The following is a 25,267-nucleotide window of genomic DNA, read 5'->3' as shown; positions in this document are numbered from 1 at the left end:
TATGGCGGCCACGAATCTCACCGGCCGCACCGCGATCGTCACCGGCGCGTCCCGCGGAATCGGGCTCGCGACCGCGCAGGCGCTGGCCGCGGCGGGTGCGAATGTCGTACTCACCGCCCGCGAGCAGGCCTCGGCCGAGTCGGCCGCGGCGCAGGTGACCGGTACCGCGGTCGGTGTCGGCGCACACGCGGTGGACGAGCAGGCCGCGCAGGCGTGTATCGACCTCGCACTCGACCGGTTCGGCAGCGTCGACATCCTGGTCAACAATGCCGGCACCAATCCCGCGTTCGGGCCGGTCGTCGCCCAGGATCACGGGCGGTTCGCGAAGATCTTCGATGTCAACGTGTGGGCGCCGATCCTGTGGACGTCGCTGGCGGCCCAGGCGTGGATGAGCGAGCACGGTGGCGCGATCGTGAACACGGCCTCGATCGGCGGAATGGGATTCGAGGCGAATCTGGGTCTGTACAACGCGTCCAAGGCCGCGCTGATCCACCTCACCAAGCAGATGGCGCTGGAGCTGTCGCCGAAGGTCCGCGTGAACGCGGTCGCACCGGGCGTGGTCCGTACCAAATTGGCCGAGGCGCTCTGGCGTGAGCACGAGTCGGCCGTCTCCGGCGCGACGGCGCTGGATCGGATCGGCGAACCCGAGGACATCGGCGCGGCCATCGCGTTCCTGGTCTCCGACGCGGCCAGCTGGGTCACCGGTGAAGTGATGGTGCTCGACGGCGGTCAGCGCCTCGGGCATCCGGCGGCGTTCCGGCCGATGCGATGAACCCGGGCGCGAATCCGATCCCCGGGCTCGACACGGCCGCCGTACGCCGCTGGATCGCGGACCACGACGCCGATCTCACCGGCACACCGGCCTTCACCCGGATCGGCCTGGGACAATCCAATCTGACATATCTGGTCGGCGACGAAGCCGGTCACCGCTGGGTGCTGCGCCGCCCGCCGCTGGGCCAGCTGCTCGCCTCCGCCCACGATGTGCTGCGCGAGTCACGCATCATGTCGGCCTTGGCCCCGACCGCGGTCCCGGTGCCCGCGATACTCGCTGCCACAACCGATTCCGAGGTGTGCGAGGTGCCGCTGGTACTGATGCAGTACGTCGAGGGCCGGGTCGTGGACACCATGGAGATCGCCCGTTCGCTCACGCCCGGGCAGCGCGGCGACATCGCCGGGTCGCTGACCCGGACGCTGGCCCGTATTCACGCCGTCGACCTGGACGCGGTGGGGCTGGCTGATCTGGCCGGCCACAAGCCCTATGCGCAACGGCAGCTCAAACGCTGGTCACGTCAGTGGGAACAGTCCAGGACCCGGGAGCTGCCCGGCATCGACGATCTGACCCGGCGGCTCGGCGCCGCCGTACCGCCACAACACGAAACGACGCTCGTGCACGGCGATTTCCACCTCCGCAATGTGATCACCGCCCCGGACACCGGCGAGATCGTGGCCGTACTGGACTGGGAGCTGTCCACTCTCGGGGATCCGCTGGCGGACATGGGCAGCCTGCTCGCCTACTGGGTCGAACCGGGCGAGGACATCGGCGGTGACTTCCCGGCCTCGGCACTGCCCGGTTTCCCGGATCGTGCCGAGATGGCACGCGGCTATCTCGACGCGACCGGCCGTGACCGCGAGGCTCTCACCTTCTGGCACGTGCTCGGGTTGTGGAAGCTGGCGATCATCGCCGAGGGAGTGATGCGGCGCGCGGCCGACACCCCCGGCAACAAGGCCGCGGCCGGCACTCCGACCGTCGAACGGATCGACGCCATCGTGGACAAGGCCCGCGAAATCGCCACTGCCGCCGGTATGTGAGGGTCAGCGCGCCGCGGTCGCGACCGACATGACCTCGTCGGCGGGCCGCCGCGGCGTGTGCGGCAGCGGGGCGGCACCGGACGGCAGCCAGCCCACCCGGACCATGGTCTGCGGATGGGCGCATTCCGACAACACGTGACGCCGGAGCGCGGCACGGAGATCGGGCATACCCAACGGCTCGGACTGCAGACTGGTCGACAATCCCAGGGTCGTCGCCGACAGCAGCAGCGCGCTGGCGGCCTCCCCCGCGCGCACGCGAGCACGCCGATCATCGTCGAGGGTGCACAGCACCAGCCATTCGGCAGCCTCCGGCAACGTCGACCGATCGACGAGCTCCGGAGAGGTGAATCCCCGTTGCGTGATCTCGTCGTCGGCGCGCAGGCGGGGCGTGTTGGCGGCGGGAACGCCGTCGGCGGTCCCGTGCCGCCCGCTCCACGCCGTCAGCTCACGCCGATACGCGGGATCGGCGTCGTGCCGCAGCGCGGCGGTCCGGGTGGCGGCGGCGAGTTCGGGCAGCAAGGTCTGCGGGACCTGCCGGGCGGCCGCACCGTAGTGGCGCACACTCGCGGAAATCTCCCGCACGCAGGCCGCCGGTACCGGCCGGGAGCTGTACCGGCGACGGTCGGATTGCCGCCGCCCGATCGCCGCGGCCAGTTCGATATCGCGTTGCGAGGGTCGTCGCGGCATGAGCTCGAGCACCGCGAGGTGCCCCGGGTCGGTGCCATCGGGCAGATAGGTCACCTGCGCCGACCAGCCCAGCATGCCCAGGGCCACCCGCATGTGATGCAACGCGGCACCACAACTCATCAGCAGGGCACGCTGCAGCGGATCGGTCACGGCCAGGTGCCGGGTCCGGTCGGCGTGCAGATGGATCCGATCCTCGCGTAACGCCCATCGCCACGGCTGTGTGTTGTGTACCGACGGCGCGCGCACGGCCATGTCCACGGCGTCGGCGAACACATCGGTGATCGGGGTGGCGACTGTCATGGTGCCGGTTCTGCCTTTCGACCTCGCGCGGATGGTGCGGATCGACACGCCGGCGGATCTCGGTGGCGGAATCGATCCCACTATCGATCAACAGCCGGCGAGGCCGGAGAGTTTCGTAATAGTTCACAAAAACCGCACCGGCCGGTTCGGCTATGTCGCGGAGCCCGCGTCGGGTTCGCGGGGACCGGATTCGAGTTCGCGATAGCGCAGCGCCCACCAGACCTGCTGCACGACGTGCGGATCCTTCAGCGATACACCGGTCAGCTCCTCGAACCGGGACAGGCGGTAGCGGACCGTGTTGTGATGCAGGAACAGCCGCTGCCCGGTTTCGCTGGCATTGAGGCCCGCCTCCAAATAGGCGTCCACGGTCGGCAGGACCGCCGCGGCCTCCGCGTCGTCGATCGGGGTGATGTAGCGAGCGACCAGGGTGGCCCCGACCTCGTTGTCACCGACGACGGCGGGCAGCACACCGAGATCGGCGAGGGTGTGACGGCCCGGACGCCCGAACAGGCGCGCGGTCTCGGCGACCCGTCCGGCGATGTGCAGCGAATACGGCACCTGTTCGAGCGGGCACTCGGGTCCGACGCCGAGGAAGACACCCGGCACCGTCGCCGGCCCCTCGTGCGGATCGCAGATGCCCACCACGTCGCCGTCGAGAATGGCGACCACCCCGCGCGGCGGGCGGCATCCCGGTAGCTGGCGCAGATCCCATTCGGTGCGTCCCGGCTTCGCGGTGATCGCGCGGAACGCGGTGTAGGAACTGTCCAGGCGCAGGCCGATGTACTGGGCCCGTTTGCGCAGTTCGGCCGCGGGCAGAGCGCCCTCGGCGAGCGCACGCACCGTATCGTCGCGCCGGGCGTCGAGGCGGCGGGTGATCTGGCTCTCGGCCTCGCGGTGACCGGAACTGAAGGCGACCGTGGCGGCATCCGACACCCGCAGCAGAGCGCCGAGCATGGAGATCAGGGCCGATCCGCGCTGAGCCGCCCAGTAGTCGGAGGTGCCGATGCGCTCGATCGCCTCGCGGACCGCGATCTGCCAGCCGTGCATCATCGAGTCCAGTGGCACACCCAGTTCGGCGCGCAGGGCCCCGTAGCCGCGGAACAGGGCCAGTTCCCGGTCGTCGAGCGGGCGGTCGTCCGCGGTGGCGGTCATCAGCCGCTCGATCGCCGCGGCGATCGACGGGACCAGTGATGACGAGGCAATTCCCCGGTAAGCCGGTATTTCCGCCTGTAGCCGGGCACAGATGTGTTCGGCGAACGCGACGGGATCGCCCAGTGCGGACGGGCGCAATCGGGGGCGAGTCGAACCGTCGTCGTCGCTCACACCGACCGACGATACGGCGACGGCCGCTCGATACCCGTCGGCACGCCGACACTCGCCGGCCCGTCGGCACAGCTCGCGCCACGCGCACCACGCTCCCGCACCGGGTGCGCGGTTATACCCGGCAGCGGTCGGCGCGCAGCCCCCACCACACGATGGCGCGCACCGGAGCATCCCGGCGGCAACCGGGCACGAGACCCGAGACGGTTCCGCATTCCGGCAGCAGGCCGAGCGCATGGCGAATGATCGGCAATCATGATGGGCGCGAAGCCATTTCGGCCACTACGGGACGGAAACCTAACACTGTCACCGGATCTGGGTAAGAATGAGGACGGCCGAGATTCGGCCGCAGGGGAAAGGTCGGCGCACGTCGGGCCGACGGAATGTGGGGAAAGATCATGAGAGCCAGAAAATTCGCTGCCACCGCGCTGCTGGCAGCCGGTGCCACCGCCGCCGCCGCGGGCATGGCACAGGCCGCGCCCGCGACCGCCGCCGTGCACGGTGTCGAGCAGGGAGTCGGCTTCGTCACCGCGCCGACCGCCGACCACACCGGTCTCACGACCACCGTGGCGGCCGGATCCTTCACGGTCACCGGCGATTCGGTCACCCTCACCGACGCTGCGGGCCGCACCGTCACCTCGGTGCCGCTGGGCCTGCGCACCGTGTCCGGAACCGTCGGGCTCACCCCGGTCATCGAGAACTCGGGTCGCACGCTGACACTCACACCGCAGGCCGCCGGTACGCAGACCGCGCAGGCCATCGACGAGGCCTCGGACACGCTGGCCCGCAAGCAATACAACGCCGGTGTCGGAGCCGTGATCGGGGGCGGCATCGGCGCCGTCCTGGGCTTCTTCCTCGGTGGCGTCGGCGCACTGGTCACCATCCCGATCGGCGCCGGGATCGGAGCCCTGATCGGCTACTCCACCCCTTAGCCGGTTCGGATCCGTCGCGCGGCCGTGCGGAGGACACCCGTCCGCACGGCCGCGGAACCGCGGTCGCACCGGGCGTGCGTCACTGCCGCTGCCGGTCGGCGAGGCGAAATGTGGTCCGGATCAGGGCACGAATCTCGTTGTGCGACAGCGCGGAATCATCGAAGAACACCTGCCGGTGCACCAGGCCGTCGATCAGGATCACGCACAGTTCGGCGGCGGCCGGGTCGAGCGGGTGTCCGCCGTCGGCCGCCCGATCACGCACCAGCCGCACGAACGCCGCCCGCTGTGTGTCGAATCGGCCACGCAGCGCCGGATCGGCGCGGGCCTCCGCGAGCAGATGGTGTCGCGCCACCACCCGGAAACGGGCGTCGGGATGCGACAGCTCGAGAACGAAGTCGGTCGCGATGTCGGCGAGAGTCGGCGCGGCGGGATGAAAATGGCGCGCCGCCACGGCCATATCCTGGGCGAACAACTCGTCCAATGCCATCTCCAGCAGCCGCCGCCGGGTCGGAGCATGGTAATTCACCGCTCCCGGCGCGAGATTCGCCGCGGCGTCGACCGCCCGATGGGTCAGTCCGCGCGGTCCCTGCTCCCCCAGCACACGCAGTGCGGCGGCGGCGATGTCGGCGCGCCGCTGAGACGAATCAGCTCGTCGTTGCCGCGGTGCCGCCATATCCACGAATCTACCGGCCCCATCTTCTGCTCCCGCACAGCGCAACTCCGATAGTCTCAACAGATGTTGAGACTATCGGACATGACCCGGCGGCAGGCCCTGACCCTCGCGGTGGCGGGGGCCGGCGCCTGGGCCGCGGCACCAGCCGCGACCGCCGGCGCCGACACCCCGGACAATGTGCGCTACCCCGGGTACTCCGCGGCGGACCGGGCGCAGCCGTACGCGCACTACATGGCCGAGCACACCGCACCGCCGCAGTCCGCCGTCGCCACTTGCCATGCGGGCGCACCGGTACGCTCGGAGCACATCCCGCCGTTTTCGGAGCTGCCGCACGATCTGGCGCCCACCGGCTACTCCCCCATCGAAACCGGTTACGGCCACACCGATTCCGGCATCGTCTGGGTGGCGGTGCACACCACGATGCCCCGGGTCGATGCCGCGATGTGGGATTGGTGGTTCGGCTGGCATCTGGTCGAGTCCGCGCGGTACAAGCTGTGGCATCCGGATGCGCACATGTACGCCGAGGTCGCCGCGGACCGGCTCGACCAGCCGATGCCCGACCGCGCCCGCTACATCGGCAACATCTCCTACGTCGACGAATACATCGGGCCGAAACTACAGCAGCTCGCCATCGCCTTCGAAGACCCGCTCGCCCACGGATTCGATGTCCCGGACGGGCACACCGTCGTGTTCGGCCGGGTCGGCAGCAGTGTCGCGCCGGTCGACCTGGGCCGGCTGGCACATCAGGTCCGCCCGGTTCCCGGCGGCTGCGAAATGCGCAGTCGTTTCTACCTGCGGCAGTACGGAACCCACGCACCCGATCCGGTGCACACCGCCCGGGCCGTCGCGCGCGGTGCCGCCGCCGACGTCAGCGATCTGCTGCCGGGCCTCGATCTCGCGCGTGATCTGATGTTGCACTGCGGTCAGGAGATGAATCATCTGTCCCGATTCCTGCCCGAGCTGTATCACGAGTTCGCACACTGACTTCCGCGGTGCGTGCGCCGGGACTGCGCAGCCAGGACGCGGCGGCGGCGAGCAATCCGAGTGCGGCCGACACGGCGAACACGACCGTCAGGCCGTGGTGGAACGGGCCCGCGATCATCTGCGGGAAGAATTCACCACCCGTGAGCGCCTGCTGTCGATCGGCGGGCAGCGTGGCGAGCACACCGCTGGGCGCCAGCAGGGTGCCGATCGGGTCGACGCCCAGAATCGCCGCGAACAACGAGGTCACCGGCGGCATCGAACCCACATCGGCGGCCACGTGCGGCGGCACGCCGTGCTGCTGCAGACCGGCGGTCAAGGTCTGCGGCAATGCCGCCGACAGCCCGGCGATCAGCAACGAGAAGAACACCCCGATCGACAGCGCCGTTCCGGTGTTCTGGAAGGTCGATCGCATGCCGGAGGCGACCCCGCGGCGCGCGGCGGGCACACTGCCCATGATCGCCGAGGAGTTCGGCGAGCTGAACGCGCCCATGCCGATTCCGTTGGCCGCGATGAGCACGGCGAAGGCCCAGTAGGGGAAGTCGACCGGCAGCACCATCAGGCCGAGGAAGCTCGCCGCGAACACGAGCATGCCGCCCACGGCCGGTCCGCGACTGCCAATCCGGTCCGACATCGCGCCGGAGACGGGTCCGGCGAGGAGGAACCCGATCGTCAACGGCAGCAGATAGATACCCGCCCACAACGGTGTCTCGGCATAGTCGTAACCGTGCAGCGGTAACCAGACCCCCTGTAACCAGATGATCAGCATGAACTGCAATCCCCCCTGGGCCAGTCGCGCGGCGAACCCGGCCAGATTGGCGGCGGTGAAGGTGCGATTGCCGAACAGGCCCAGGTCGAACATCGGCTCGCGGATGCGCCGCTCCACGACGACGAAGGTCGCGAGCATGGCCGCGCCGAGTGCGAACAATCCGATCACCTGAGGATTGGTCCATCCCATCGCGTGCCGCCCGTAGGGGTGGATGCCCTCGGTGATGGCGATCAGCAGTGCGCTGACCCCCACGGTGAAGCTGATGTTGCCCAGCCAGTCCACCCGTGGCCGCGGTCCGCCGCGCGCGGTGATGTCGCGCAGATTGCGATAGGCCCAGATCGTGCCGAAGATTCCGACCGGCACGTTCACCCAGAACACCGCCCGCCAGTCCCACAGCACGAGGACTCCGCCGGCGATCAGGCCGATGAACATGCCCGCCAATCCGGCGATCTGATTCACGCCCAGGGCGAACCCGCGCCGATCGGGCGGGAAGGCGTCGGTGAGGATGGCCGCGGAATTGGCGGTGAGCATGGATCCGCCGACGGCCTGCAGTACGCGCCAGCCGATCAGCCAGGCCGCGGCCGCGCCACCGTGCAGCGGATCGAACGACAGCAGCAGTGACGCGACGGTGAACACCACGAAGCCCGCGTTGTAGATACGAACCCGCCCGAACATGTCGCCGAGGCGGCCGAGCGGAACCACCAGCACCGCCTGGACCAGGCGATAGCCCATGATCATCCACAGCAGGAAGCCGATGTTGCCCGGTGCGAGCGGATCGAGCCCGATACCCCGGAAGATCGCGGGCAAGGCGATGAGCACGATCGATCCGTCGAGTGCGGCCATGAACACCGCGGCGGTCGTATTCGCCAGCGCTGTCCACTGATACCGGCCGTCCGGATCGGAGGCCGCTCCCCCGTGAGTCGCGGATTCCGTCGAGGCGACCGCCATGAGCACCGGCCTTTCTAGCTATGTCACATAACTAATTAATCGTTATGCTAGATAACCACCCGGCGGGTGTCAATGCCCAGTCGGCACGAAAGGCCCCGGTCAGCGTGGAAGTGCGGCGGATTCCGGCAATTCACTCAGGCGCCGCATGAGGTCGGCGGCACGCAACAGGATTCGCTGCTCCTCGGCGGTCAGCTCATCGTCGATGGCATGCTGCAGCCAGGCCAGCCAGCCGCGCCGCGCCACCGCCACGACGCGACTGCCCGCATCGCTGATCGTGATGAACGCCTTGCGGCCGTCGGTCGGATCACCCCGTCGCGCGATCAAACCGTCGGCCTCGAGGGAGCGCAGAGCGGAGGCGACATTCGAGCGCGCCATATCCAGCTCGTCGGCGAGTTCACTGGGCCGCAACGGTTCTCTCGCGCGATCCAGGGCCGCCAGCATCTGCAACTCGGTCAGCGGCCGCCCCTCGGTGGCCGGGCGTTCGCGCTGCACCCGCCGGTACAGCAATTTGAGTTGGCGCTGAAACCGGCGCACATCTTCCTCGCGCATATAACTATGCTACATAGCTATCTTGCGGATTCGGACACTTCGCCGAGCCGGGACACCGACTCCGGGACACAATGGTGCGGTGCCGGATTCGCAGAACTGCCCCACCGATCCCGTCGCCGATCTGATCCGCTGGCAGGACAGCGGTGGCGTCTGGCGGGTACTGAGCCGGCACGGTGACGATCTGACCGTCGGGTTGTTCGAATGCACCGGCGGCGCGCAGGTCGGGCGGATCGTCTCCGCCGATCCGGCACTGCGGGCTCTTGTCGCCGGGCGCAGCGGTAGCGAGGAATGAAACCACCGGATCGGTGCCATTTTCCGCGCGCGGCGACTACGGTGTGCGCGGCACCACATCGACACCTACGAGGCTTCTCCACACGGCTGCGCGTTCCCAGCGGCAGCGAAAGGCGGCATCATGGCCGGTCCCGGTGAGGCGAACAGTCCTCTGGCCGACCGATTTCAGGGCACCGAACCGGTCGCCTGGCGCGGCGCCACGGTCCATCCGATGTACTCCCAGCGGCTGGCCGCCGACCGCACGGTCGTCCGGTTGTCGCTGCTGTCCGAGGCGCCGCCGCGCAGCCTGCGCGGACTGGGAATCGGCCTGTCGGTACTGGACGGCTACGTGCTGCTGCGCGGCCGGAAACTGTCCGGGGTCGACGTGTGGTCCGATGCCATCGGCGCGGGTGCCGAACTGAGCCTGGGCCGCACCGGCCCCGCGGCCGCCTACACCCTCACGCCGGTGTGGATGACCGCCGAGGGCGTCGTCGAATCCTGGACCGGGAACTACGGCATGGTGATCGAGCCCGGTACCGACGGCGCGATGCGGCTGCGCTGCAGCAGCGGGGTCGGCGCGCCCGACTTCGGCGAGCTGGTGGTCACCGTGACCGCGACCGCGGAATCCTCCGGCGAGCAGGACCGGTTCCGGGCGGCGCTGTACGACAGCGGCGTGCAGGCCCACACCCGCGGCGAGACCGACCGAGCCCGCCAGCTCTGGCGGCAGGCGGCGGATCTGGGCCATCCCGATGCCGCCTACGATCTCGGCGTCCTCGGCTTCCGGGCCGGTGAATACGGTGAGGCGCAACGCTGGTGGCGCCTGGCGGCCGAGCAGGGCAATCCGCGGGCGATGGCCGGACTGGCCGAAGTGCTCGAACGCCAGGGCGATCCGGGCGCCGCACGCCGCTGGCGATCGCAGGCCCACGGCGGGCAGTGACACCGGGATCGGGTCAGCCGTGCAGGTCGCCGGCACCCACGCCCAGCAGCTGCGAGCCGCCGATCACCAGTGCGGCCACCGTGAGCAGACCGAACACCAGCACCCACACCCGCGCCGGAATCCGGGTGAGCCAGGCGAGCTGATCGGCATCGGAGCCGTCCCCACGTACCGAGACCCGCCACAGTTCGATCACCGCGCGCAGACCGCCGAACAGCAGGAACCAGGTCACCACATACCCGAATACGCCCTGCCACACCGCGTCTCCGTACCACGAGACCGCGAACGCGGCCCCGCCCGCGCAGACCACCGCGAGGAATCCGAACATGTTGCGGATCACCAGGATCAGCACGACCAGCGCCGCGATCAGGATCCACAGCATCAGGGTCTGGCGGCCGGTGCCGAGCAGCAGTGCGAAGCCCAGCCCCACCGCCGAGGGCGCGGGATAGCCCGCCAGCGTCGTGAGGACCATGCCGAATCCCCGCGGCTTACCGCGCGACACGGTCACCCCGGAGGTGTCGGAGTGCAAGCGGATTCCGCTGAGGGTGCGGCCGGTGCAGATCGCCACGACCGCGTGCCCGATCTCGTGTGCGATGGTCACGCACGTCCGCAATACCCGCCACACCGGACGATAGATCACCACCGCGGCGGCGACCACGGCCGTGACGACCACCACCCACACCGGCGGCTGCGGAGATATCGTCGTCAATCTATCCGTCACCGACGACACCGCATCGGACACTCGAGACAACTGCACCGCCGTAGGGTAGCGACTCGACTCCGATTCGGCCCGGTGCGGCGGATATCGGACGAAACGAACCTTCTAGGCTAGCGGTCGAATTGCCGGGATCGGCCCGGCGCGCTCGACGAGGAGACCAGATGCATTCCAGCCCCACCCGGACACGTACCGCGCTGCTCGCCGTCGCCGCGGCCGCCCTGAGCGCGGTCCTGATGACCGGATGTTCGGATGTGCAGCAGGCCCTCAACCAGGGCGGTGACACACCGTGCAGCGATTACGTCAAACAAGATGCCAACGGCAAGCGGATGACGATCACCAAATTCCTGAAGCAGCAGTCCGGCAATGACAACGAGCCCGCGGGAACGGCCGTCGACGCGAACATGGCGGCCGCCGACTTCCTGTGCGCCAATCAGCGCAACGCCGACACCCTCATCAAGAACGCCAGTCTCCCGGGGATCTTCCTCAACCAGTGAGCACACACCGGCCCGGCCGTCGGCGCCTGTGATCGACGACCGGGCCGGGCGGCTCAGCGTCCTGGCAGCAGGCGCAGACTGCGTGCCAGCGTCATCAGCGCGCCCTGCCATCTCGCCTGCGGAATGCCGAACGGCGCATCGAGATTGAGACCGCGCGTGACCACCACGGTCTGCGGTTCGGTGAACTTCAGCAGTCCGTCCGGTCCGTGCCGGCGGCCGACGCCGGAAACCCCCATACCGCCCATCGGGGCACCGGTGGTACCCCATGCCGGGGCGTACCCCTCGTCGACACAGACGGTTCCGGTACGCAGCCGCGCGGCGATGGCCTCCCCCTCGGCCGCGGTCGCCGCCCACACACTGGCGTTGAGACCGTATTCGGTGTCGTTGGCGCGAGTGATCGCCTCCTCCACATCGGCGACCGGATAGATCGACACCAGCGGGCCGAAGGTCTCGTTGCGGCCGCACTCCATCTCGTCGGTGACGCGGGTGAGCACGGTCGGCTCGAAGAACAGCGGCCCGAGGTCGGGTCGAGCGTCACCGCCCGCGAGGACTTCGGCGCCCTTGGAGATGGCATCGGCGACGTGCTTGGTGACCGTCTCCAGCTGCGCCGGCGAGATCAGACTGCCCATATCGGCCGAGAAGTCGTAGGCCGGACCGAGTTTCGCGGCCCGGACCGCGGCGACGAATTTCTCGGTGAACTCGGCGGCCACCGATTGCTCGACATACAGCCGCTCGATCGAGATGCACAGCTGCCCCGCGTTGGAGAAGCAGGCGCGCACCGCGGCCTTGGCGACCTTGTCCAGATCCGCGCCGCGCGTGACGATCATCGGGTTCTTGCCGCCCAGTTCGGCCGAGAAGCCGATCAGCCGCTTCCCGCACTGCTGAGCCAGCGTGCTGCCGGTCGCCGAGGAACCGGTGAACATCAGATAGTCGCACTCGTCGACGATCGCGGTACCCACGACCGTGCCGGGGCCCGGAACGACCTGCAGCAGATCGCGCGGGAGTCCGGCGCGCAGCAGTAGCTCCACGTTCGCCAGCGACGAGTACGGCGTCTGACTGTCGGGCTTGACGACGACCGCGTTTCCGGCCAGCAACGCTGGGATCGAATCACCGATCGACAGCAGCATGGGATAGTTCCACGGCGCGATCACGCCGACCACGCCCTTGGGCTGGGTCCGCACCCGCGCGCGATTGAGCAGGGGGAAGGCGCCGGGGACCGAATGCGGCGCGAGCAGCTTGGGCGCGACCCGCGCGAAGTACCGGGCCGCGAACATCAGGCCCATGATCTCTTCCTGGGCCGCCCACCGGGCTTTGCCGGTCTCGGCCTGGATCACATCCATCAGATGGTCGCGCTCGGCCACCACGAGCCCGCGATACCGCTCGAGCACCGCGGCGCGTGCGGCCGGTGATCGCTTCGCCCATTCGGCCTGTGCCGCGCGAGCTTTGGTGAAGGCCGCGCGCACATCCTCGGCGGTGCCCACCGGCACCTCGCCCAGAGCGCGCCCGGTGAACGTCTCGGCGATGGACTTGTTCGCGTGCGCGGTGGCATCGTCGACGGACGCGAACGCCCGCAGTCGCTCGAACACCGCAGCTTCCGGCACCGGCATCGTCGCCTCCTACTTGTCAGTAACCGTCGGATACACACAATCTACCGCGCTCGCGGGCCTCCAGTGCTGGACGGGCCCGGCGCGGACGGATGTGCTTGTCTGTCGGGCGTGATGTCGAAGGTGGTCCGGGACGGACTCACGATGGCGGCCTGGCCGGCGACACTGGCCGGCGCGGTCGGAATCGGCCTGCACTTCAGCGAATCCGGCGCCTGGTGGCTGATCTTGGCGGCATCGGGTGCGCCGTATCTGATGTGCGGCGCGCTGCTCGGCGCGGTCGCATTTCTGAGCTGCCGACGCTGGGCCGGCGCCGCGCTGGCGGTCGTGATCTCGATGGCGGCGGTCTGGACCCAGCTGCCCCTCTACATCGGCGACGACGGCGGCGGAGACGGACCCACGGTACGGGTCATGCAGGCCAACCTCCTGTTCGACGGTGCGGATCCGCAGGCGGTGGTCGACGAGGTCCGCACCCGCCGCATCGAGGTCCTGACCGTCGACGAGCTCACCCCCGCGGCGGTCGGCGGGCTGGAACGCGCGGGTTTGGATCGGCTGCTGCCCTACCGGCACATCTCCCCCGCCCGCACGGCGACCGGCACCGGGATCTGGAGCAGCCATCCACTGTCGGACACCGCCGAATACGACGGCTTCGTCCTGAACCAACTGTCGGCGACGGTCACCATCGCGGGCTTCGGGCCGCTGACCGTGTACGCATTCCATCCGGTTCCGCCGGTGTACGGCGCCGGAGTGTGGGCCGACGAATTGTCGCGGCTGCGCGCCATTCTCGACCGATCCCCGGCGAATCGGCCGGTGATCGCCGGTGGCGACTTCAACGCGACTTCCGATCATTCGCAGTTCCGGGCGCTGGCCTCCGGGCGTTTCGGCGATGCGGCCGAACAGGCGGGCGCCGGTCATCTGGTCACCTATCCGACCGATCAGCCCTGGCCTCCGATGATCGGCGTCGACCACATCCTGGTCGCCGAGGCGCATGCGACCGATGTCGCGACGGTATCGATCCCCGGTTCCGATCACCGCGCCCTCGTCGCACGGATTCGCGTGAACGAACCGCGCCGACAGCAACAGGCCCAGGTGCGCCCTCCGGTGCGATGATGAACCGGCTCGGAATTCGCTCGGGTGACGGATGGAAATCCGGAGGCGACGATGGCGACAGGCGACGACGCACCGCGACTGAGTGCGTGGGGCTTCATCGCCCGTTTCGGGGTCGTGAGCCTGCTGGCGGATGTCGTCTACGAGGGCGCCCGCTCGATCACCGGCCCGCTGCTCGGTTCCCTCGGTGCGACCGGATTCGTCGTGGGCCTGGTGACCGGCGCCGGCGAGGCCGCCGCCCTCGGACTGCGGCTGATATCGGGGCCGTTGACGGATCTGAGCGGCCGGTTCTGGGCGTGGGCGATATCGGGATACCTGCTGACCGTGCTCAGCGTCCCGCTCCTGGGCGTCGCCGGTGTGCTCTGGGTGGCCTGCGCGCTGGTGATCGCCGAGCGGATCGGCAAGGCCGTGCGCAGCCCGGCCAAGGACACCCTGCTCTCGCACGCCACCGCCGTCACCGGACGCGGACGCGGCTTCGCCGTTCACGAGGCCCTCGATCAGATCGGCGCGATCATCGGACCGCTCATGGTGGCGGCCATCCTCGCGCTGACCGATACCGGTTACACCCCGGCCCTGACCGTCCTCGCGATACCGGGTGTGGCAGTGCTGTTGCTGCTCTTGCGGATTCGCCGGCTCGTGCCCGACCCCGCCCACTACGAATCCGCCGCCGCGGCCACACCCCGGCCCGGCCGCGTGGCACTGCCGTGGTCTTTCCGGCTCTACTGCGTCTTCACCGCCGTCTGCATGTTCGGCGCCACCACCTACGGTGTGCTGTCGCTGCACATGGTGCGTGCCGGAGTACTGGGCACGACGGCGGTTCCGCTGGTCTACGCCGCGGCGATGGCCGCCGACGCCGCCGCGGCGCTGGCTTCGGGCTGGCTCTACGACCGGATCGGACCGAAAACCCTGCTTCTGCTTCCGATTTCGACCGCGCTGGTACCGGTCCTCGCCTTCGCGAACGGACTCGCACCGGTACTGGGCGGCGCATTGCTGTGGGGTGCCACGGTCGGGGTTCAGGAATCGACATTGCGCGCGGTGGTCGCCGACCTCGTCCCCGCCGCCCGGCGCGCCACGGCCTACGGGACCTTCGCCGCGGTCCTCGGCGCCGCGACAGCCGCCGGCGGGGCGATCACCGGATCATTGTCGGACACATCGTATTCGGCACTCGTCGGCACGGTCGCCGCGATCGAGGGCGCGGCCGTCGTCCTGGTGGTCGCATTGGCCGTGGCCGGACATCGGACGACACACCGATAGCGGATTCCGGCATCCGATCATGGTGCGATACACCGCATTCCGGTGTAACTATATGTCCAAACGGTCAAACGTGTGACTTACCACAAAGAATTCGCGCGCCGATCTCGGGGCTCTCCCGAGAAATATGTGTTCACCAGCGAACTCATAGCCGCACAGGGAAGTCAATATTGCTCCCGCTCAGTGGTATCCGACCTGAAGTTTGAAACATTGCCAGTTATGTTGTGCCGATGTTGAGAGCGAGGCTCGGAATCCGGACCCGCATCCTGGCCATTGCAGTGGTTCCAAGCCTGGCTTTGCTCGGAATCGGTGTGGGGACAGCGAGCCATCTGGTACGGGAGGGGCAACACGCGAAGGACTGGGCAGCCATTCTCGGCAACGCCAATGTCCATACCCGCGAGATGATCGCGTCCGTCGAGCAGGAGCGCATGCTCTCGCTGTGGCAGCTGGCCGGACAGCGCACCGACCCCGGAGCCCTCACCGCCGCCCGCACCCGGCTCGACAAGGCGCTCGAGGCCCTCGCGTCCACCGAAACCGCCCTCATGGCAAATGATGCCGACAACCGCATCATGGGTACCGACACCGGCGGTTTCGAGACGCTAAAGAAGCAGCTCCCCCAGATTCGCGGCGGAATCGACGCCGGCGCACTGCCACTCGCCCAGACCTACGCCATCTACAACCAGATCCTCGACGCCGTCGTCCTCGGCACCAATCTCGTCATCCCGACCGCTCCCGATGCCACGGTGGCACAGCAACTCGCGGGCGGCCTGCGCACCCTGCACGCGATGGAGGGGATGTCGCGCAGCCAGGCACTGACCGCCGCGGAACTCAGCGGCCCGGCGCTGGCCGGGCAGATGCGCGACGACTACCGCAATCTGGTCGGCTACTACCGCACCGAGATGACGCAGCTGGGCGATGAACTCACCGGCCCGGCCGCGGGCAAGATCAAGGTCGTGATCGGTTCACCGGCCTGGCAGCAGCTGGCGGCCATGGAGGACTACCTGATCCATCCGCCCGCGCCGGACAAGTCCGGTGAGCTGCCGCCACCGCCGATGAGCTTCGACGAGTGGCGCGCGACCGCGGAGCAACTCGGCGACCAGCTGCTCGCGGCCTGGCAGTACCAGAACGACAACGCCAACCAGACCGCGGTGCGCGACGGTGAACGGACAGCGACGAATTCGCTGTGGGCCGGCGCCGGCGTACTCGCGGTCGCGATCCTGGCGTTCCTGTTGTCGCTGTGGCTGGCCAACCGGCTGATCGGACGCCTCAAGCGGCTTCGGACCGAAACCCTCGCCCTGGCCGAGGTCCGGCTGCCCGAGACCATGCGCCGGCTCGGCGACGGTGCGGACATCGACGCCGAGACCGAGGCCGCCCGGCTCGATTTCGGCCACGACGAGATCGGTTCGGTCGCCAAGGCGTTCAACCGCGCCCACACCGCCGCGGTCTCGGCCGCGGTCACCGAGGCCCGCACCCGCGAGGGCGTGCGCGCGGTCTTCCTCAACATCGCCCACCGCAGCCAGATCGTGGTCCATCGCCAGCTCGAGATCCTCGACGAAGCCGAGCGGCAGCAAGAGGATCCGAATCTGCTCGAGACCTTCTTCCGGCTCGACCACCTCGCCACGCGCGAGCGCCGCAACGCCGAGAACCTCATCATCCTCGGCGGCGGTGAGCCCGGCCGGCAGTGGCGGCGCCCGGTGCCGCTGGTGGAGCTGGTGCGCAGCGCCATCGGTGAGACCCTGGACTACGCGCGGGTGCGCGCCCATCGTATGCCGCAGGTGTTCATCGTCGGCACCGTCGTCGCCGACCTCATCCACCTGCTCGCGGAACTGGTCGACAACGCCACCTCCTTCTCGCCCCCGCAGTCGCGCGTCGAGGTGAGCAGCAACGTGGTCGGCAAGGGCGTCGCCATCGAGATCAGCGATCAGGGTATGGGCATGGCGGCCGACGAACTCGAGCGCGCCAACGACATGCTGCGCAACCCACCGGATTTCGGTGTCGCGACGCTGTCGGCCAATTCGCGGCTGGGACTGTTCGTGGTGGCCCAGCTGGGCGCCCGGCACGGCATCACGGTGCGGCTGTCGGAATCCGACTACGGCGGCATCCGGGCGATCGTGCTGGTTCCGACCGCCGTGGTCGCCGCCGACGCGCCGATGGCCGACCACCTGCCCGAGCGTTTCTCCGGCCGCCGGCCCGAACCCACCATGACCGGTGAGATCCCCGCTGTCTCCGCGGCCGAGTCCACCTCGAGCGCAACCGGTCTGGCCACACTGCCGCCGCGCACCGAGGCCTGGTCCGACTTCGGTCGCACCGGCACCGAGCCGCCCGCCCGTGACGTGGAGCCGGACCGCTACGAGACGCCCAGCCGCTACCAGCCCCGGCACGAGTTGCAGGCGCCGCCCGAACCACCGGCTCGCCGCACCCCGCCGCGTCCGTCCTACACTGGCAGCGATGCCCGCCCACCGTTGCCCCGCCGTCGCCGACAGGCAAGTCTGGCACCGGAATTGGCGCACGACCCCCAACCCGAATCGGCCGCGGACGAGCGGCCGCGCTCGGCGGAGCAGGCACGAGACCTGATGTCCGCCATCGAGAACGGGACCAGGCAGGGCCGGCGATCGCAGCCCGGCCGCTCCACCCCGGACGAACAGGAAGGCGAAGGTGACTTCTTCCAACGTAGGTGATCTGAACTGGCTGCTCGACGATCTGGTAGATCGTCTGGCCGGGGTGCGTTACGCGGTGGTGCATTCCACCGACGGGCTGCTGCTGGGCCGCTCCACCTCGATGAGCCGTGAGGACGCCGAGCATTTCGGTGCCATGTCGGCCACGCTCTACGGACTCGCGCGCAGTGCCGGCCATCGTTTCGACGGCGGCGGGGTCCGGCAGGCCGTCATCGAACTCGATCGCGCGGTGCTGTTCGTCACCGCCGCCGGTGACAACGCTTGTATCGCATTGCAGGCCAACGAGAACGCGAATCTGGGTATGGTGGCCTACGAGATGAATCTGACCGTGCAACGGGTCGGCGGATATCTGTCCACCGATCCGCGTAGCGGTCTGGCCGAGCACGCGGAGCATAGATTGTCATGACGCGCTTCGGTCAACCGTGGTTCGACGATGCGGCCGGTCCTCTGGTCCGTCCGTACGCCGTTACGCGGGGCCGCACCATGGGGGCGGGACACGATCTGGACATGCTCACCCTGGTGGTGACCGTGTCAGCGGGTCCGCCGCTACGGCGTGTGGAACCCGAATACGCGGAAATTGTCCGGCTCTGCCGGAAACCGCAATCGGTGGCGGAGGTCTCGGCGAGACTGAAGCTACCGCTGGCGGTGACCAAGATCCTCGTCGGTGATCTCATCGGCGAAGGTCTACTGAACTTCCGGGCCCCGGCCCGAACCGACACCGATGCCGGCACCACCGGCGAATTGAATATCCTGCGTGCAGTACTCGATGGAATCCGAAAGCTGTAGAACACCGTGCCTGAAACTTCGTCCTCGACCGACCTGGCTGCCTCGGTCAAAATCCTCGTAGCCGGAGGTTTCGGCGTCGGGAAAACCACCATGGTGTCCTCGATCAGCGAGATCACGCCGTTGCGCACCGAAGAGCTGATCACCGAAATGTCCACCGGCATCGACGATCTGTCGGGCGTGGAGGGCAAGACCACCACCACCGTCGCGCTGGACTTCGGTCGTATCACCATCGATCAGAATCTCGTGCTGTATCTGTTCGGTACCCCGGGCCAGGACCGATTCTGGTTCCTGTGGGACGAATTGGCGCGTGGTGCGCTCGGTGCGGTGGTGATCGCCGATACCCGCCGGCTGGAGAACTCGTTCGCCGCCATCGACTTCTTCGAGCGGCGCGGCCTGTCCTTCGCTATCGCGGTCAACTGCTTCGACAACGCCCCGATCTACACCACCGAAGAGGTGCGTGAGGCGCTCGATCTCGACACCCACATTCCGGTGGTGCTCTGCGACGCCCGCGACCGCAGCTCCTGTAAGACGGTGCTGATGACCCTGGTCGAACACCTCATCTCCCGGGCCACCAGCTCGGTGGCCTGAGCCGCGGACCGGGTGCGGCGGCGGGCCTCAGCCTGCGGCCGGATCCAGCTCGCCCAGATCCGACAGCCAGCGATGCGGCGGGCGAGCCACATTCGGTTCACCGGTACGGGTGACGCCGACGACCTGCCATCCGGCCGCCACCGCCGCGTCCAGTTCGTCGGGATGGTCCGACAGGAACAGGATCTGCGCCGCGGGCACGTCGATCGCCGCGGCGATCGCACGATAGGACTCGGGCTCCCGCTTCGCCCCGGCATTCGCGAGGTCGAACCAGCCGCCGATCAGCGACGCCAGCTCGCCCCCACGCGCATGAGCGAACCAATCCCGTTGGTTGCGAACCGAGCCCGACGAGTACACGTACAACGCGAATCCGGCAGCGTGCCACGCCCGCAACGCGGCGGGCGCATCCGGGAAGAACTCCCCGAACAGCGCGCCCTCGCGAAAACCCTCGGCACAGATCAGCCCCTGCGCGGTCTTCAGCGGGGCGGCCTTCACATCCGAATTCAGCCAGCCACACAGGATTTCGGCGACCTCACCGACCCCGGCGCCGGGACGGCCGGCCAGTTCGCGGGTCTGCGCGATCACCTCGGCCGCGGCATCGTCGCGCCGGTCGGCCAGCCACCGCGGCAGCCGACGGCGGGTGTAGCCGTAGAGGTCCTCACGCACCGCGCTGGTCGGGCTGATGGTTCCCTCGATGTCGACGACGACGGCGCGGATCATGCGACGAGCTGATCCAGGCTCGGAAAGTGTTCGGCGATCGGTTCACCGGTGAAGTCGCCGACCCAGCCGTCGGCCTCCTCGAAGAACCGGATCGCCACGAAGTCCGGGCGCGTCCCCATATCGAACCAGTGCCTGGTGCCGGCGGGAACCGAGAGCAGATCACCGCCCTCGCACACCACTGCCACCACCTCCGGCTCCAGATGCAGATAGAAACAACCGCGCCCGGAAACGAAGAAGCGCACCTCGTCCTCGGCGTGGCGATGTTCGGACAGGAACTTCTCCCGTGCCGCGCGCGCCTGCTCGGCCCACTGCGGATCGGCGTCGTCGGGGTGCAGGCGGGCCAGGTCGATGTGGCGATAGCGCCCGTCGGAGTTCAGCTCGCCGATCCGGTCGCGGTACCGCCCGAGGATCTGCTCCCCCGACTCCGCGGCGGTGACGGGGCGGGCCGGCCACCGGTCGAAAACGATACCGCGAGTAGCCAGTTCGGCGGTGATGCGCTCCGGATCGGCGGTATGGAGGCGGACGTCGGCCGGGTCGGTATCGGCCGCGATATGCAGCAGGGTCATCGCTTCTGCTCCTCGGGAAGACGGACGGTGGAGATGTCGCGGCGCCCGGTCAGCGACGCCAGTTCACACAGGGATTCCAGACATTCCGCGCGGTCGCGCGCCTGCGCGAGATCGGCGCCCCAGGCAGTGATGCCGTGTCCGGCGATGAACAGCACCGGCGGCGTGTCCGGGTGCACCCGCAGATACCGTTCGACATCCGCGCCGATGCGCGCCACGTCGGCGTGGTTGGCGAAGACCGGGATATCGACGGTCTCGGCCGTGCCGAGGCCCTTGATCAGCTCGAATCCGGTGAAACGCAGCGCATCCACGGCATCCACCGAGGCGGCCGTAGCGTGCGGTGGATGCACATGGACCACGGCGCCCGCCGCGGTGGCACGGTAGATCGCGGTGTGGATGGCGGTTTCCGCGGAGGGACGCCGCGCCCCGGACACGAGCACGGAATCGGCGACCCGGACGCGGACCACATCGGCGGCCGTCAGCTCTCCTTTGGACAGCCCGCTGCCGGTGATCAGCGCGGTGCGCCCGCTGCCGGGCCCCGCGGCATCCGCGGCCGAGATGTTGCCCGCGGTGCCGGGCATCCAGCCCCGCGTGTAGAGCTCGCGTGCGATATCGGCGATCCGGACGCCCGGTCCGCGCCCGGCGATCGGCCCGTTCTCGGTGACCACCGCGGTCACCAGGTCGGGCGGGGTGACATCGAAAGCCGGATTGAACGCCGCGGTCCCGGCCGGTGCGCTCGCATGCCCGGCGAATCCGGTGACCTCGTCCGCACCGCGTTGTTCGACGACGATCTCGGCACCGGTGGCCGTCGCGAGATCGCGGGTCGATTCCGGGGCGACCACGATGAACGGTATGCGGTGATGGCGAGCGGCCAGTGCCAGCCCGTAGGTGCCGATCTTGTTGGCCACCGAGCCGTCGGCGGTGATCCGATCGGCGCCGACGACGACACAGTCGACCTGACCGGTCGCCATCGCCCAGGCGGCCGCGGAATCGACCGTCAGCCGATGCGGAATCCCCGCCTCGGCCAACTCCCAGGTGGTCAGGCGCGCGCCCTGCAGCAGCGGCCGGGTCTCGTCGACGAGCACACCGTCGATCGCGCCGCGGTCGTGCAGCACGCGCAGCGCACCGATCGCGGTGCCGACCGCGGTGGTGGCCAGCCGACCGGTGTTGCAGTGGGTGAGCATGCGCAGCGGCCGGTCGGGGCACAACCGCTGGACGAGATCGGCGGCATGTGTCGCGGCGGCGCGATTGACGCGGCCGTCCTCGGCGAGCATGGCCTGCGCCTCGGCGAGCACCGTCGCCGCACCCTCGGGCACCTTCGCGAGTGCCCGGCGAACCCCCCAGGACAGGTTGACCGCGGTGGGCCGCGCGGCTTCGACACGGGCGGCCTCGGCCTCGATCCGGGCGAGGTCCCCGGGGTGTGCGCGGGCAGCCAGTACGACGCCGAACGCGCCCGACACCCCGATCGCCGGCGCACCGCGCACGGCCAGCGTGGCGATGGCCTCGATGATCTCGTCGACGCTGGTGAGCCGCAGTTCACGCACTTCGTGCGGCAGGGCGCGCTGGTCGATCGTCACCACAGCACCGTCGACCCACCTGATCGAACCATCACCCATGTGCGCGTACAACCCTCATCACTCGACCGGCTACCCCTCAAACGGTAGCGAACCAGGGCGCACCGCACCGCACCAGGTTTGCCCTCGCCGCGATCCGATCGAACAGGTGCGGTCGCGGCACACGACGCCGTTGCGGAGTGCCGGAGCACGGCACGGTGTGCATGTTCGCAGCGCCCGCCATGGCAGGGCGTCGCTACTTCGCGAACGGCCTGGCGGTCAATGGTTTCGGTGCCCGAAATACCGAAATCTGCTGGTAGCGCCGTCATCCCGGGAACTGGATCGTGCACAGGCGGCCGCACAGTCCACAGCATCCGGTGGACAAGCGTGGAGATCCGCCGTTCCACATTTCCGGGCGCCTGTGCGCAACTCTGGCTCAGGCCCGGCCGAATGCGAGCGTGACGTTGTGTCCTCCGAAGCCGAAGGAATTGCTCAGTGCCTGTGCAATGCGCTGTGGACGCGCGACGGCGTGCACGACGTCGAGGTCCACCCCCGGGTCCGGATTGTCGAAATTCAATGTGGGAGGCACGGTCTGATCCCGAAGCGTGCACAGGGTGAGGATCGCCTCCAGCGCACCCACCGCTCCGATGGAGTGCCCGAGCGCGGATTTCGGCGCGTAGACCGAAGCATGCTTGGCCACGGCCGCAATGGCATTGGCTTCGGAGGCATCGCCGACCGGGGTGGAGGTGGCGTGCGCGTCGATGTGATCGATGTCGGCCGCGCTCAGCCCCGCCGCGGCGATCGCCTTGCGCATGGCGCGAGCAGCGCCGGCGCCGTCGGGTTCGGTGCCGGTGATGTGGTAGCCGTCGGAAGTGATTCCGGCGCCGAGGATCCGGCCGTGCACCGCCGCGCCGCGGGCTCGCGCGAACTCCTCCGATTCCAGCACCAGCAGCGCCCCCGCCTCGCCGAAGACGAATCCGTCGCGGTCGCGATCGAAGGGCCGCGACGCCAGGCCGGGCTCGTCGTTACGGGTACTCATCGCCCGCATCATCGCGAAGCTGGCGATCGGCACGGCCTCGATGTAACCCTCGACGCCACCGGCGATCACGACGTCGGCCTCGCCGGTGCGAATCAGCCGCCAGGCGTGCGCGATCGCCTCCGCCCCCGAGGAGCACGCCGAGGTCGGTGCGTAAACCCCTGCCTTGGCGCCGAATTCGAGCCCGACCCGGGCGGCCGGGCCGTTGGGCATCACCATCGGCACCGTCAGCGGCGGCACCTTGCGATACCCCCCCTCGCGCATGGCGTCGACCGCGGTCAGGAACGCGTCGCCGCCACCGAGCCCGGTGCCGATGGCGACACCCAGCCGTTCGGTGTCCAGCTCCGGCGCCCCGGCCTGCTCCCACACCTGACGCCCGAGCACCAGCGCGAGCTGCTGCACATACGAGTGGCGGCGCTGCTCGATCCGGGTCAGATGCACACCCGGCTGCTCGACGAGCCGGCCGCCGATGCGCACCGGCAGGTCGTACCGGGTCACGAAGTCGTCGGTCAGCGGCCCGATCCCGGATTTGCCGGCCACCAGGGCGGCCCACGTGCTGTCGAGATCCGGTCCCAGGCAGGTGGTGGCCGCCATCGCGGTCACGACCACATTCCGCTGAGTTTGTGTAGCAATCGGTACACTCATGATGACAGAGATACCCGTAGCGACCGCTACAGTCAACACGTGCCACGACCACTGGACCGGGCCCGGCGCGCGGAACTGCTCGCCGGAGTCATCGCCTACATCGGCGAGTACGGCTTGACCGAACTGTCACTGCGTCCCCTGGCGGACTACCTCGGCACGAGTTCACGCATGCTGATCCACTATTTCGGCACCAAGGAAGCCATGCTGATCGCCGCCCTGGAGACGCAGCGGCCCGATATCCCGGCCATGTTCGCCGATGTCGCGGACCTGCCGACGTTGCGGCGACGGCTCATCGAATCGTTCTCGGTGAACATCACCACCGAATGGGTCGCGAGCACGCGGGTGCTGCACCAGGTCCTCGGCGTCGCCACCATCCCCGGCAGCCCGTTCCGGTCCTACGGCGAGGATGCCGTGCACGTACTGGTCGCGGCCCTGACCGACGTCCTGCGCGGTTTCGATCCCACCGTGCCGGACCCGGAATCGACCGCGACGCTGCTGGTGTCGGGCGTGCGCGGACTGCTGCAGGACCGTCTCGTCACCGGCGACACCGCCCGGGTCTCGCGGGCGGCGCGGCTGCTCATCACCCAATCCCTGCCCCTGCCCGCCCCGGACCGCTGAGCGGCCCGCGAGTGTCGCGCATGGAACGAGTTTCAGTATTGTGGCCGCATGGCATTCGAGATCGATGAGACCGTGGAAATCGACGCACCCGTGGACGTGGTGTGGAAGGTGCTGACCGATCTCGGCAGCTACGGCGAGTGGAACCCCTTCGTCACCGAGTGCCACAGCACGCTCACCCCCGGCGACCCGATCGAGATGCTCGTGGTCCTCGGCGGCCCGAAGCCGCGCAAGCAGCGTGAGTACATCCGGACCAACACTCCCGGAATCGAATTCAGCTACAGCATGAAGCCCGTTCCCCTGGGCGCACTGCACAGCCGCCGCTCGCACACCCTGACCCCGCTCGACGGCGGCCGCTGCCGGTACCGGTCGCATTTCCAGCTCGGCGGATGGCTGGGCCCGGTGGTCAGCGGAGCCATGGGCAAGGCGCTGCACTCGGGTTTCGGCGGGATGACCGCGGCGGTCAAGGAGCGCGCCGAGCAGTTGCGCTGATTCAGGCTTCGAACGGAATCACGTTACCGGCCGCGTCACGCTCGCCGCGGCCGGTATCGATGGCGGTGACGAGTTCGGCGAGGTCGGCCCACACGCGCGCGGGATCGCCGTCGAGATTGCCGATGTGGTACCAGGTCTCGGTGCCGCGATAGCGGACCAATCCCCTGCCCTGATCATCGACGGTGACATCGAGATCACCGGACACCGTCCCCTCCTCGTCGGTCATGACGGCGGCCCTACCGGTGATCTCGATG

The 25,267-nt window shown here is 68.9% G+C and carries 27 protein-coding genes; 15 read left to right on the top strand and 12 right to left on the bottom strand.

Translation table 11 applies throughout. The features are described from left to right. Nucleotide 1: 1 nt before the first annotated feature. On the top strand, nt 2–772 hold the full coding sequence (locus AB0L57_RS00220; protein ID WP_364954627.1) for an SDR family oxidoreductase: 771 nt from the start codon (nt 2–4) through the stop codon (nt 770–772). Next, nucleotides 769–1,809 (top strand): phosphotransferase family protein, encoded by a 1,041-nt coding sequence (locus AB0L57_RS00215; RefSeq protein ID WP_364954624.1) that lies wholly within the window; start codon nt 769–771, stop codon nt 1,807–1,809. The genes AB0L57_RS00220 and AB0L57_RS00215 overlap by 4 nt, the downstream gene beginning before the upstream one ends. Before the next feature lie 3 nt (nt 1,810–1,812). On the opposite strand, the gene AB0L57_RS00210 is transcribed toward AB0L57_RS00215, so the two are convergent. Further along, nucleotides 1,813–2,796 carry a hypothetical protein gene (locus tag AB0L57_RS00210; RefSeq protein ID WP_364954622.1) on the bottom strand — a complete coding sequence of 328 codons (984 nt, stop codon included), beginning with the start codon at nt 2,794–2,796 and terminating at the stop codon, nt 1,813–1,815. A 150-nt stretch (nt 2,797–2,946) separates the two neighbouring features. Continuing rightward, entirely contained in the window at nt 2,947–4,119 is a 1,173-nt protein-coding gene (locus tag AB0L57_RS00205) for a helix-turn-helix domain-containing protein (protein WP_364954619.1), read from the bottom strand. Between the two features lie 395 nt (nt 4,120–4,514). On the opposite strand from AB0L57_RS00205, the gene AB0L57_RS00200 reads away from it, so the two are divergent. Beyond that, complete coding sequence (locus AB0L57_RS00200; protein ID WP_364954616.1) at nt 4,515–5,048, top strand: hypothetical protein; 534 nt, start codon at nt 4,515–4,517, stop codon at nt 5,046–5,048. Between the two features lie 79 nt (nt 5,049–5,127). On the opposite strand, the gene AB0L57_RS00195 is transcribed toward AB0L57_RS00200, so the two are convergent. Then, complete coding sequence (locus AB0L57_RS00195) at nt 5,128–5,721, bottom strand: TetR family transcriptional regulator (RefSeq protein ID WP_364954614.1); 594 nt, start codon at nt 5,719–5,721, stop codon at nt 5,128–5,130. Nucleotides 5,722–5,784: 63 nt separating this feature from the next. Between AB0L57_RS00195 and AB0L57_RS00190 the strand changes: the two genes are divergently transcribed. After that, nucleotides 5,785–6,705: a hypothetical protein gene (locus AB0L57_RS00190; protein WP_364954611.1), complete on the top strand. Its 921-nt coding sequence runs from the start codon at nt 5,785–5,787 to the stop codon at nt 6,703–6,705. Here the strand turns inward: AB0L57_RS00190 and AB0L57_RS00185 are convergent. Continuing rightward, a complete protein-coding gene (locus AB0L57_RS00185) occupies nt 6,590–8,419 on the bottom strand; it encodes an MFS transporter (RefSeq protein ID WP_364954608.1) in 1,830 nt (609 codons plus the stop codon). The genes AB0L57_RS00190 and AB0L57_RS00185 overlap by 116 nt on opposite strands. 99 nt (nt 8,420–8,518) lie before the next feature. Beyond that, nucleotides 8,519–8,968: a MarR family transcriptional regulator gene (locus tag AB0L57_RS00180; protein WP_364954605.1), complete on the bottom strand. Its 450-nt coding sequence runs from the start codon at nt 8,966–8,968 to the stop codon at nt 8,519–8,521. Between the two features lie 79 nt (nt 8,969–9,047). Here AB0L57_RS00180 and AB0L57_RS00175 point away from each other — a divergent pair, with 79 nt between their 5' ends. Both AB0L57_RS00175 and AB0L57_RS00170 read left to right on the top strand, forming a co-directional pair. After that, nucleotides 9,048–9,260 carry a hypothetical protein gene (locus AB0L57_RS00175; protein ID WP_364954602.1) on the top strand — a complete coding sequence of 71 codons (213 nt, stop codon included), beginning with the start codon at nt 9,048–9,050 and terminating at the stop codon, nt 9,258–9,260. Nucleotides 9,261–9,380: 120 nt separating this feature from the next. Continuing rightward, nucleotides 9,381–10,175, top strand: a complete 795-nt coding sequence (locus tag AB0L57_RS00170; RefSeq protein ID WP_364954599.1) for a hypothetical protein — start codon at nt 9,381–9,383, stop codon at nt 10,173–10,175. Nucleotides 10,176–10,188: 13 nt separating this feature from the next. Here AB0L57_RS00170 and AB0L57_RS00165 read toward each other — a convergent pair whose 3' ends face one another. Further along, complete coding sequence (locus tag AB0L57_RS00165; RefSeq protein ID WP_364954597.1) at nt 10,189–10,929, bottom strand: M50 family metallopeptidase; 741 nt, start codon at nt 10,927–10,929, stop codon at nt 10,189–10,191. A gap of 122 nt (nt 10,930–11,051) precedes the next feature. Here AB0L57_RS00165 and AB0L57_RS00160 point away from each other — a divergent pair, with 122 nt between their 5' ends. Further along, nucleotides 11,052–11,384 (top strand): hypothetical protein, encoded by a 333-nt coding sequence (locus AB0L57_RS00160; protein ID WP_364954594.1) that lies wholly within the window; start codon nt 11,052–11,054, stop codon nt 11,382–11,384. A gap of 53 nt (nt 11,385–11,437) precedes the next feature. On the opposite strand, the gene AB0L57_RS00155 is transcribed toward AB0L57_RS00160, so the two are convergent. Continuing rightward, entirely contained in the window at nt 11,438–12,991 is a 1,554-nt protein-coding gene (locus AB0L57_RS00155; RefSeq protein ID WP_364954591.1) for a succinic semialdehyde dehydrogenase, read from the bottom strand. Between the two features lie 111 nt (nt 12,992–13,102). Between AB0L57_RS00155 and AB0L57_RS00150 the strand changes: the two genes are divergently transcribed. The 6 genes from AB0L57_RS00150 (at nt 13,103) to AB0L57_RS00125 (ending at nt 19,392) form a co-directional block, all read left to right on the top strand. Then, nucleotides 13,103–14,095 (top strand): endonuclease/exonuclease/phosphatase family protein, encoded by a 993-nt coding sequence (locus AB0L57_RS00150; protein WP_364957190.1) that lies wholly within the window; start codon nt 13,103–13,105, stop codon nt 14,093–14,095. 51 nt (nt 14,096–14,146) lie between these two features. Next, entirely contained in the window at nt 14,147–15,346 is a 1,200-nt protein-coding gene (locus tag AB0L57_RS00145) for an MFS transporter (protein ID WP_364954589.1), read from the top strand. 308 nt (nt 15,347–15,654) lie between these two features. Next, nucleotides 15,655–18,021 (top strand): sensor histidine kinase, encoded by a 2,367-nt coding sequence (locus AB0L57_RS00140; protein ID WP_364954586.1) that lies wholly within the window; start codon nt 15,655–15,657, stop codon nt 18,019–18,021. Further along, on the top strand, nt 17,999–18,424 hold the full coding sequence (locus tag AB0L57_RS00135; protein WP_364954582.1) for a roadblock/LC7 domain-containing protein: 426 nt from the start codon (nt 17,999–18,001) through the stop codon (nt 18,422–18,424). Before AB0L57_RS00140 ends, AB0L57_RS00135 begins: the two co-directional genes overlap by 23 nt. After that, nucleotides 18,421–18,804, top strand: a complete 384-nt coding sequence (locus AB0L57_RS00130; RefSeq protein WP_364954580.1) for a DUF742 domain-containing protein — start codon at nt 18,421–18,423, stop codon at nt 18,802–18,804. The genes AB0L57_RS00135 and AB0L57_RS00130 overlap by 4 nt, the downstream gene beginning before the upstream one ends. 6 nt (nt 18,805–18,810) lie before the next feature. Beyond that, nucleotides 18,811–19,392, top strand: coding sequence for an ATP/GTP-binding protein (locus tag AB0L57_RS00125; RefSeq protein ID WP_364954578.1), 582 nt, complete (start codon nt 18,811–18,813; stop codon nt 19,390–19,392). 27 nt (nt 19,393–19,419) lie between these two features. On the opposite strand, the gene mtnC is transcribed toward AB0L57_RS00125, so the two are convergent. The 4 genes from mtnC to AB0L57_RS00105 form a co-directional block, all read right to left on the bottom strand. After that, nucleotides 19,420–20,109 (bottom strand): acireductone synthase, encoded by a 690-nt coding sequence (mtnC, locus tag AB0L57_RS00120; RefSeq protein WP_364954575.1) that lies wholly within the window; start codon nt 20,107–20,109, stop codon nt 19,420–19,422. Continuing rightward, on the bottom strand, nt 20,106–20,675 hold the full coding sequence (locus AB0L57_RS00115; RefSeq protein WP_364954573.1) for a cupin: 570 nt from the start codon (nt 20,673–20,675) through the stop codon (nt 20,106–20,108). Before AB0L57_RS00115 ends, mtnC begins: the two co-directional genes overlap by 4 nt. Beyond that, nucleotides 20,672–22,288 (bottom strand): S-methyl-5-thioribose-1-phosphate isomerase, encoded by a 1,617-nt coding sequence (mtnA, locus tag AB0L57_RS00110; protein ID WP_364954571.1) that lies wholly within the window; start codon nt 22,286–22,288, stop codon nt 20,672–20,674. The genes AB0L57_RS00115 and mtnA overlap by 4 nt, the downstream gene beginning before the upstream one ends. Before the next feature lie 373 nt (nt 22,289–22,661). After that, nucleotides 22,662–23,906 carry a KasA/KasB family beta-ketoacyl-ACP synthase gene (locus AB0L57_RS00105; RefSeq protein ID WP_364954568.1) on the bottom strand — a complete coding sequence of 415 codons (1,245 nt, stop codon included), beginning with the start codon at nt 23,904–23,906 and terminating at the stop codon, nt 22,662–22,664. Nucleotides 23,907–23,945: 39 nt separating this feature from the next. Between AB0L57_RS00105 and AB0L57_RS00100 the strand changes: the two genes are divergently transcribed. Next, on the top strand, nt 23,946–24,524 hold the full coding sequence (locus AB0L57_RS00100) for a TetR/AcrR family transcriptional regulator (protein ID WP_364954566.1): 579 nt from the start codon (nt 23,946–23,948) through the stop codon (nt 24,522–24,524). A gap of 48 nt (nt 24,525–24,572) precedes the next feature. Further along, the gene (locus tag AB0L57_RS00095) at nt 24,573–25,013 is read left to right on the top strand and encodes an SRPBCC domain-containing protein (protein WP_364954563.1); all 441 of its coding nucleotides are present in this window, start codon (nt 24,573–24,575) and stop codon (nt 25,011–25,013) included. Between the two features lies 1 nt (nt 25,014). Here AB0L57_RS00095 and AB0L57_RS00090 read toward each other — a convergent pair whose 3' ends face one another. Further along, nucleotides 25,015–25,239, bottom strand: a complete 225-nt coding sequence (locus tag AB0L57_RS00090) for a hypothetical protein (RefSeq protein ID WP_364954562.1) — start codon at nt 25,237–25,239, stop codon at nt 25,015–25,017. Nucleotides 25,240–25,267 lie beyond the last annotated feature (28 nt).

The sequence above is a fragment of the Nocardia sp. NPDC052254 genome (genome assembly GCF_040679495.1).
GTDB lineage: Bacteria > Actinomycetota > Actinomycetes > Mycobacteriales > Mycobacteriaceae > Nocardia.
This window is presented reverse-complemented; position numbering and strand designations above follow the sequence as displayed.

Bases quoted from the DNA above. Each gene is read 5' to 3' on its own strand.
- AB0L57_RS00150 (WP_364957190.1), top strand. From the start codon at position 13,103: ATGTCGAAGGTGGTCCGGGACGGACTCACGATGGCGGCCTGGCCGGCG.
- AB0L57_RS00115 (WP_364954573.1), bottom strand. From the start codon at position 20,675: ATGACCCTGCTGCATATCGCGGCCGATACCGACCCGGCCGACGTCCGC.
- AB0L57_RS00180 (WP_364954605.1), bottom strand. From the start codon at position 8,968: ATGCGCGAGGAAGATGTGCGCCGGTTTCAGCGCCAACTCAAATTGCTG.
- AB0L57_RS00160 (WP_364954594.1), top strand. From the start codon at position 11,052: ATGCATTCCAGCCCCACCCGGACACGTACCGCGCTGCTCGCCGTCGCC.
- AB0L57_RS00220 (WP_364954627.1), top strand. From the start codon at position 2: ATGGCGGCCACGAATCTCACCGGCCGCACCGCGATCGTCACCGGCGCG.
- AB0L57_RS00090 (WP_364954562.1), bottom strand. From the start codon at position 25,239: ATGACCGACGAGGAGGGGACGGTGTCCGGTGATCTCGATGTCACCGTC.
- AB0L57_RS00170 (WP_364954599.1), top strand. From the start codon at position 9,381: ATGGCCGGTCCCGGTGAGGCGAACAGTCCTCTGGCCGACCGATTTCAG.
- AB0L57_RS00185 (WP_364954608.1), bottom strand. From the start codon at position 8,419: ATGGCGGTCGCCTCGACGGAATCCGCGACTCACGGGGGAGCGGCCTCC.
- AB0L57_RS00195 (WP_364954614.1), bottom strand. From the start codon at position 5,721: ATGGCGGCACCGCGGCAACGACGAGCTGATTCGTCTCAGCGGCGCGCC.
- AB0L57_RS00145 (WP_364954589.1), top strand. From the start codon at position 14,147: ATGGCGACAGGCGACGACGCACCGCGACTGAGTGCGTGGGGCTTCATC.
- AB0L57_RS00215 (WP_364954624.1), top strand. From the start codon at position 769: ATGAACCCGGGCGCGAATCCGATCCCCGGGCTCGACACGGCCGCCGTA.
- AB0L57_RS00200 (WP_364954616.1), top strand. From the start codon at position 4,515: ATGAGAGCCAGAAAATTCGCTGCCACCGCGCTGCTGGCAGCCGGTGCC.
- AB0L57_RS00155 (WP_364954591.1), bottom strand. From the start codon at position 12,991: ATGCCGGTGCCGGAAGCTGCGGTGTTCGAGCGACTGCGGGCGTTCGCG.
- AB0L57_RS00210 (WP_364954622.1), bottom strand. From the start codon at position 2,796: ATGACAGTCGCCACCCCGATCACCGATGTGTTCGCCGACGCCGTGGAC.
- AB0L57_RS00130 (WP_364954580.1), top strand. From the start codon at position 18,421: ATGACGCGCTTCGGTCAACCGTGGTTCGACGATGCGGCCGGTCCTCTG.
- AB0L57_RS00105 (WP_364954568.1), bottom strand. From the start codon at position 23,906: ATGAGTGTACCGATTGCTACACAAACTCAGCGGAATGTGGTCGTGACC.
- AB0L57_RS00095 (WP_364954563.1), top strand. From the start codon at position 24,573: ATGGCATTCGAGATCGATGAGACCGTGGAAATCGACGCACCCGTGGAC.
- AB0L57_RS00190 (WP_364954611.1), top strand. From the start codon at position 5,785: ATGTTGAGACTATCGGACATGACCCGGCGGCAGGCCCTGACCCTCGCG.
- mtnA (WP_364954571.1), bottom strand. From the start codon at position 22,288: ATGGGTGATGGTTCGATCAGGTGGGTCGACGGTGCTGTGGTGACGATC.
- mtnC (WP_364954575.1), bottom strand. From the start codon at position 20,109: ATGATCCGCGCCGTCGTCGTCGACATCGAGGGAACCATCAGCCCGACC.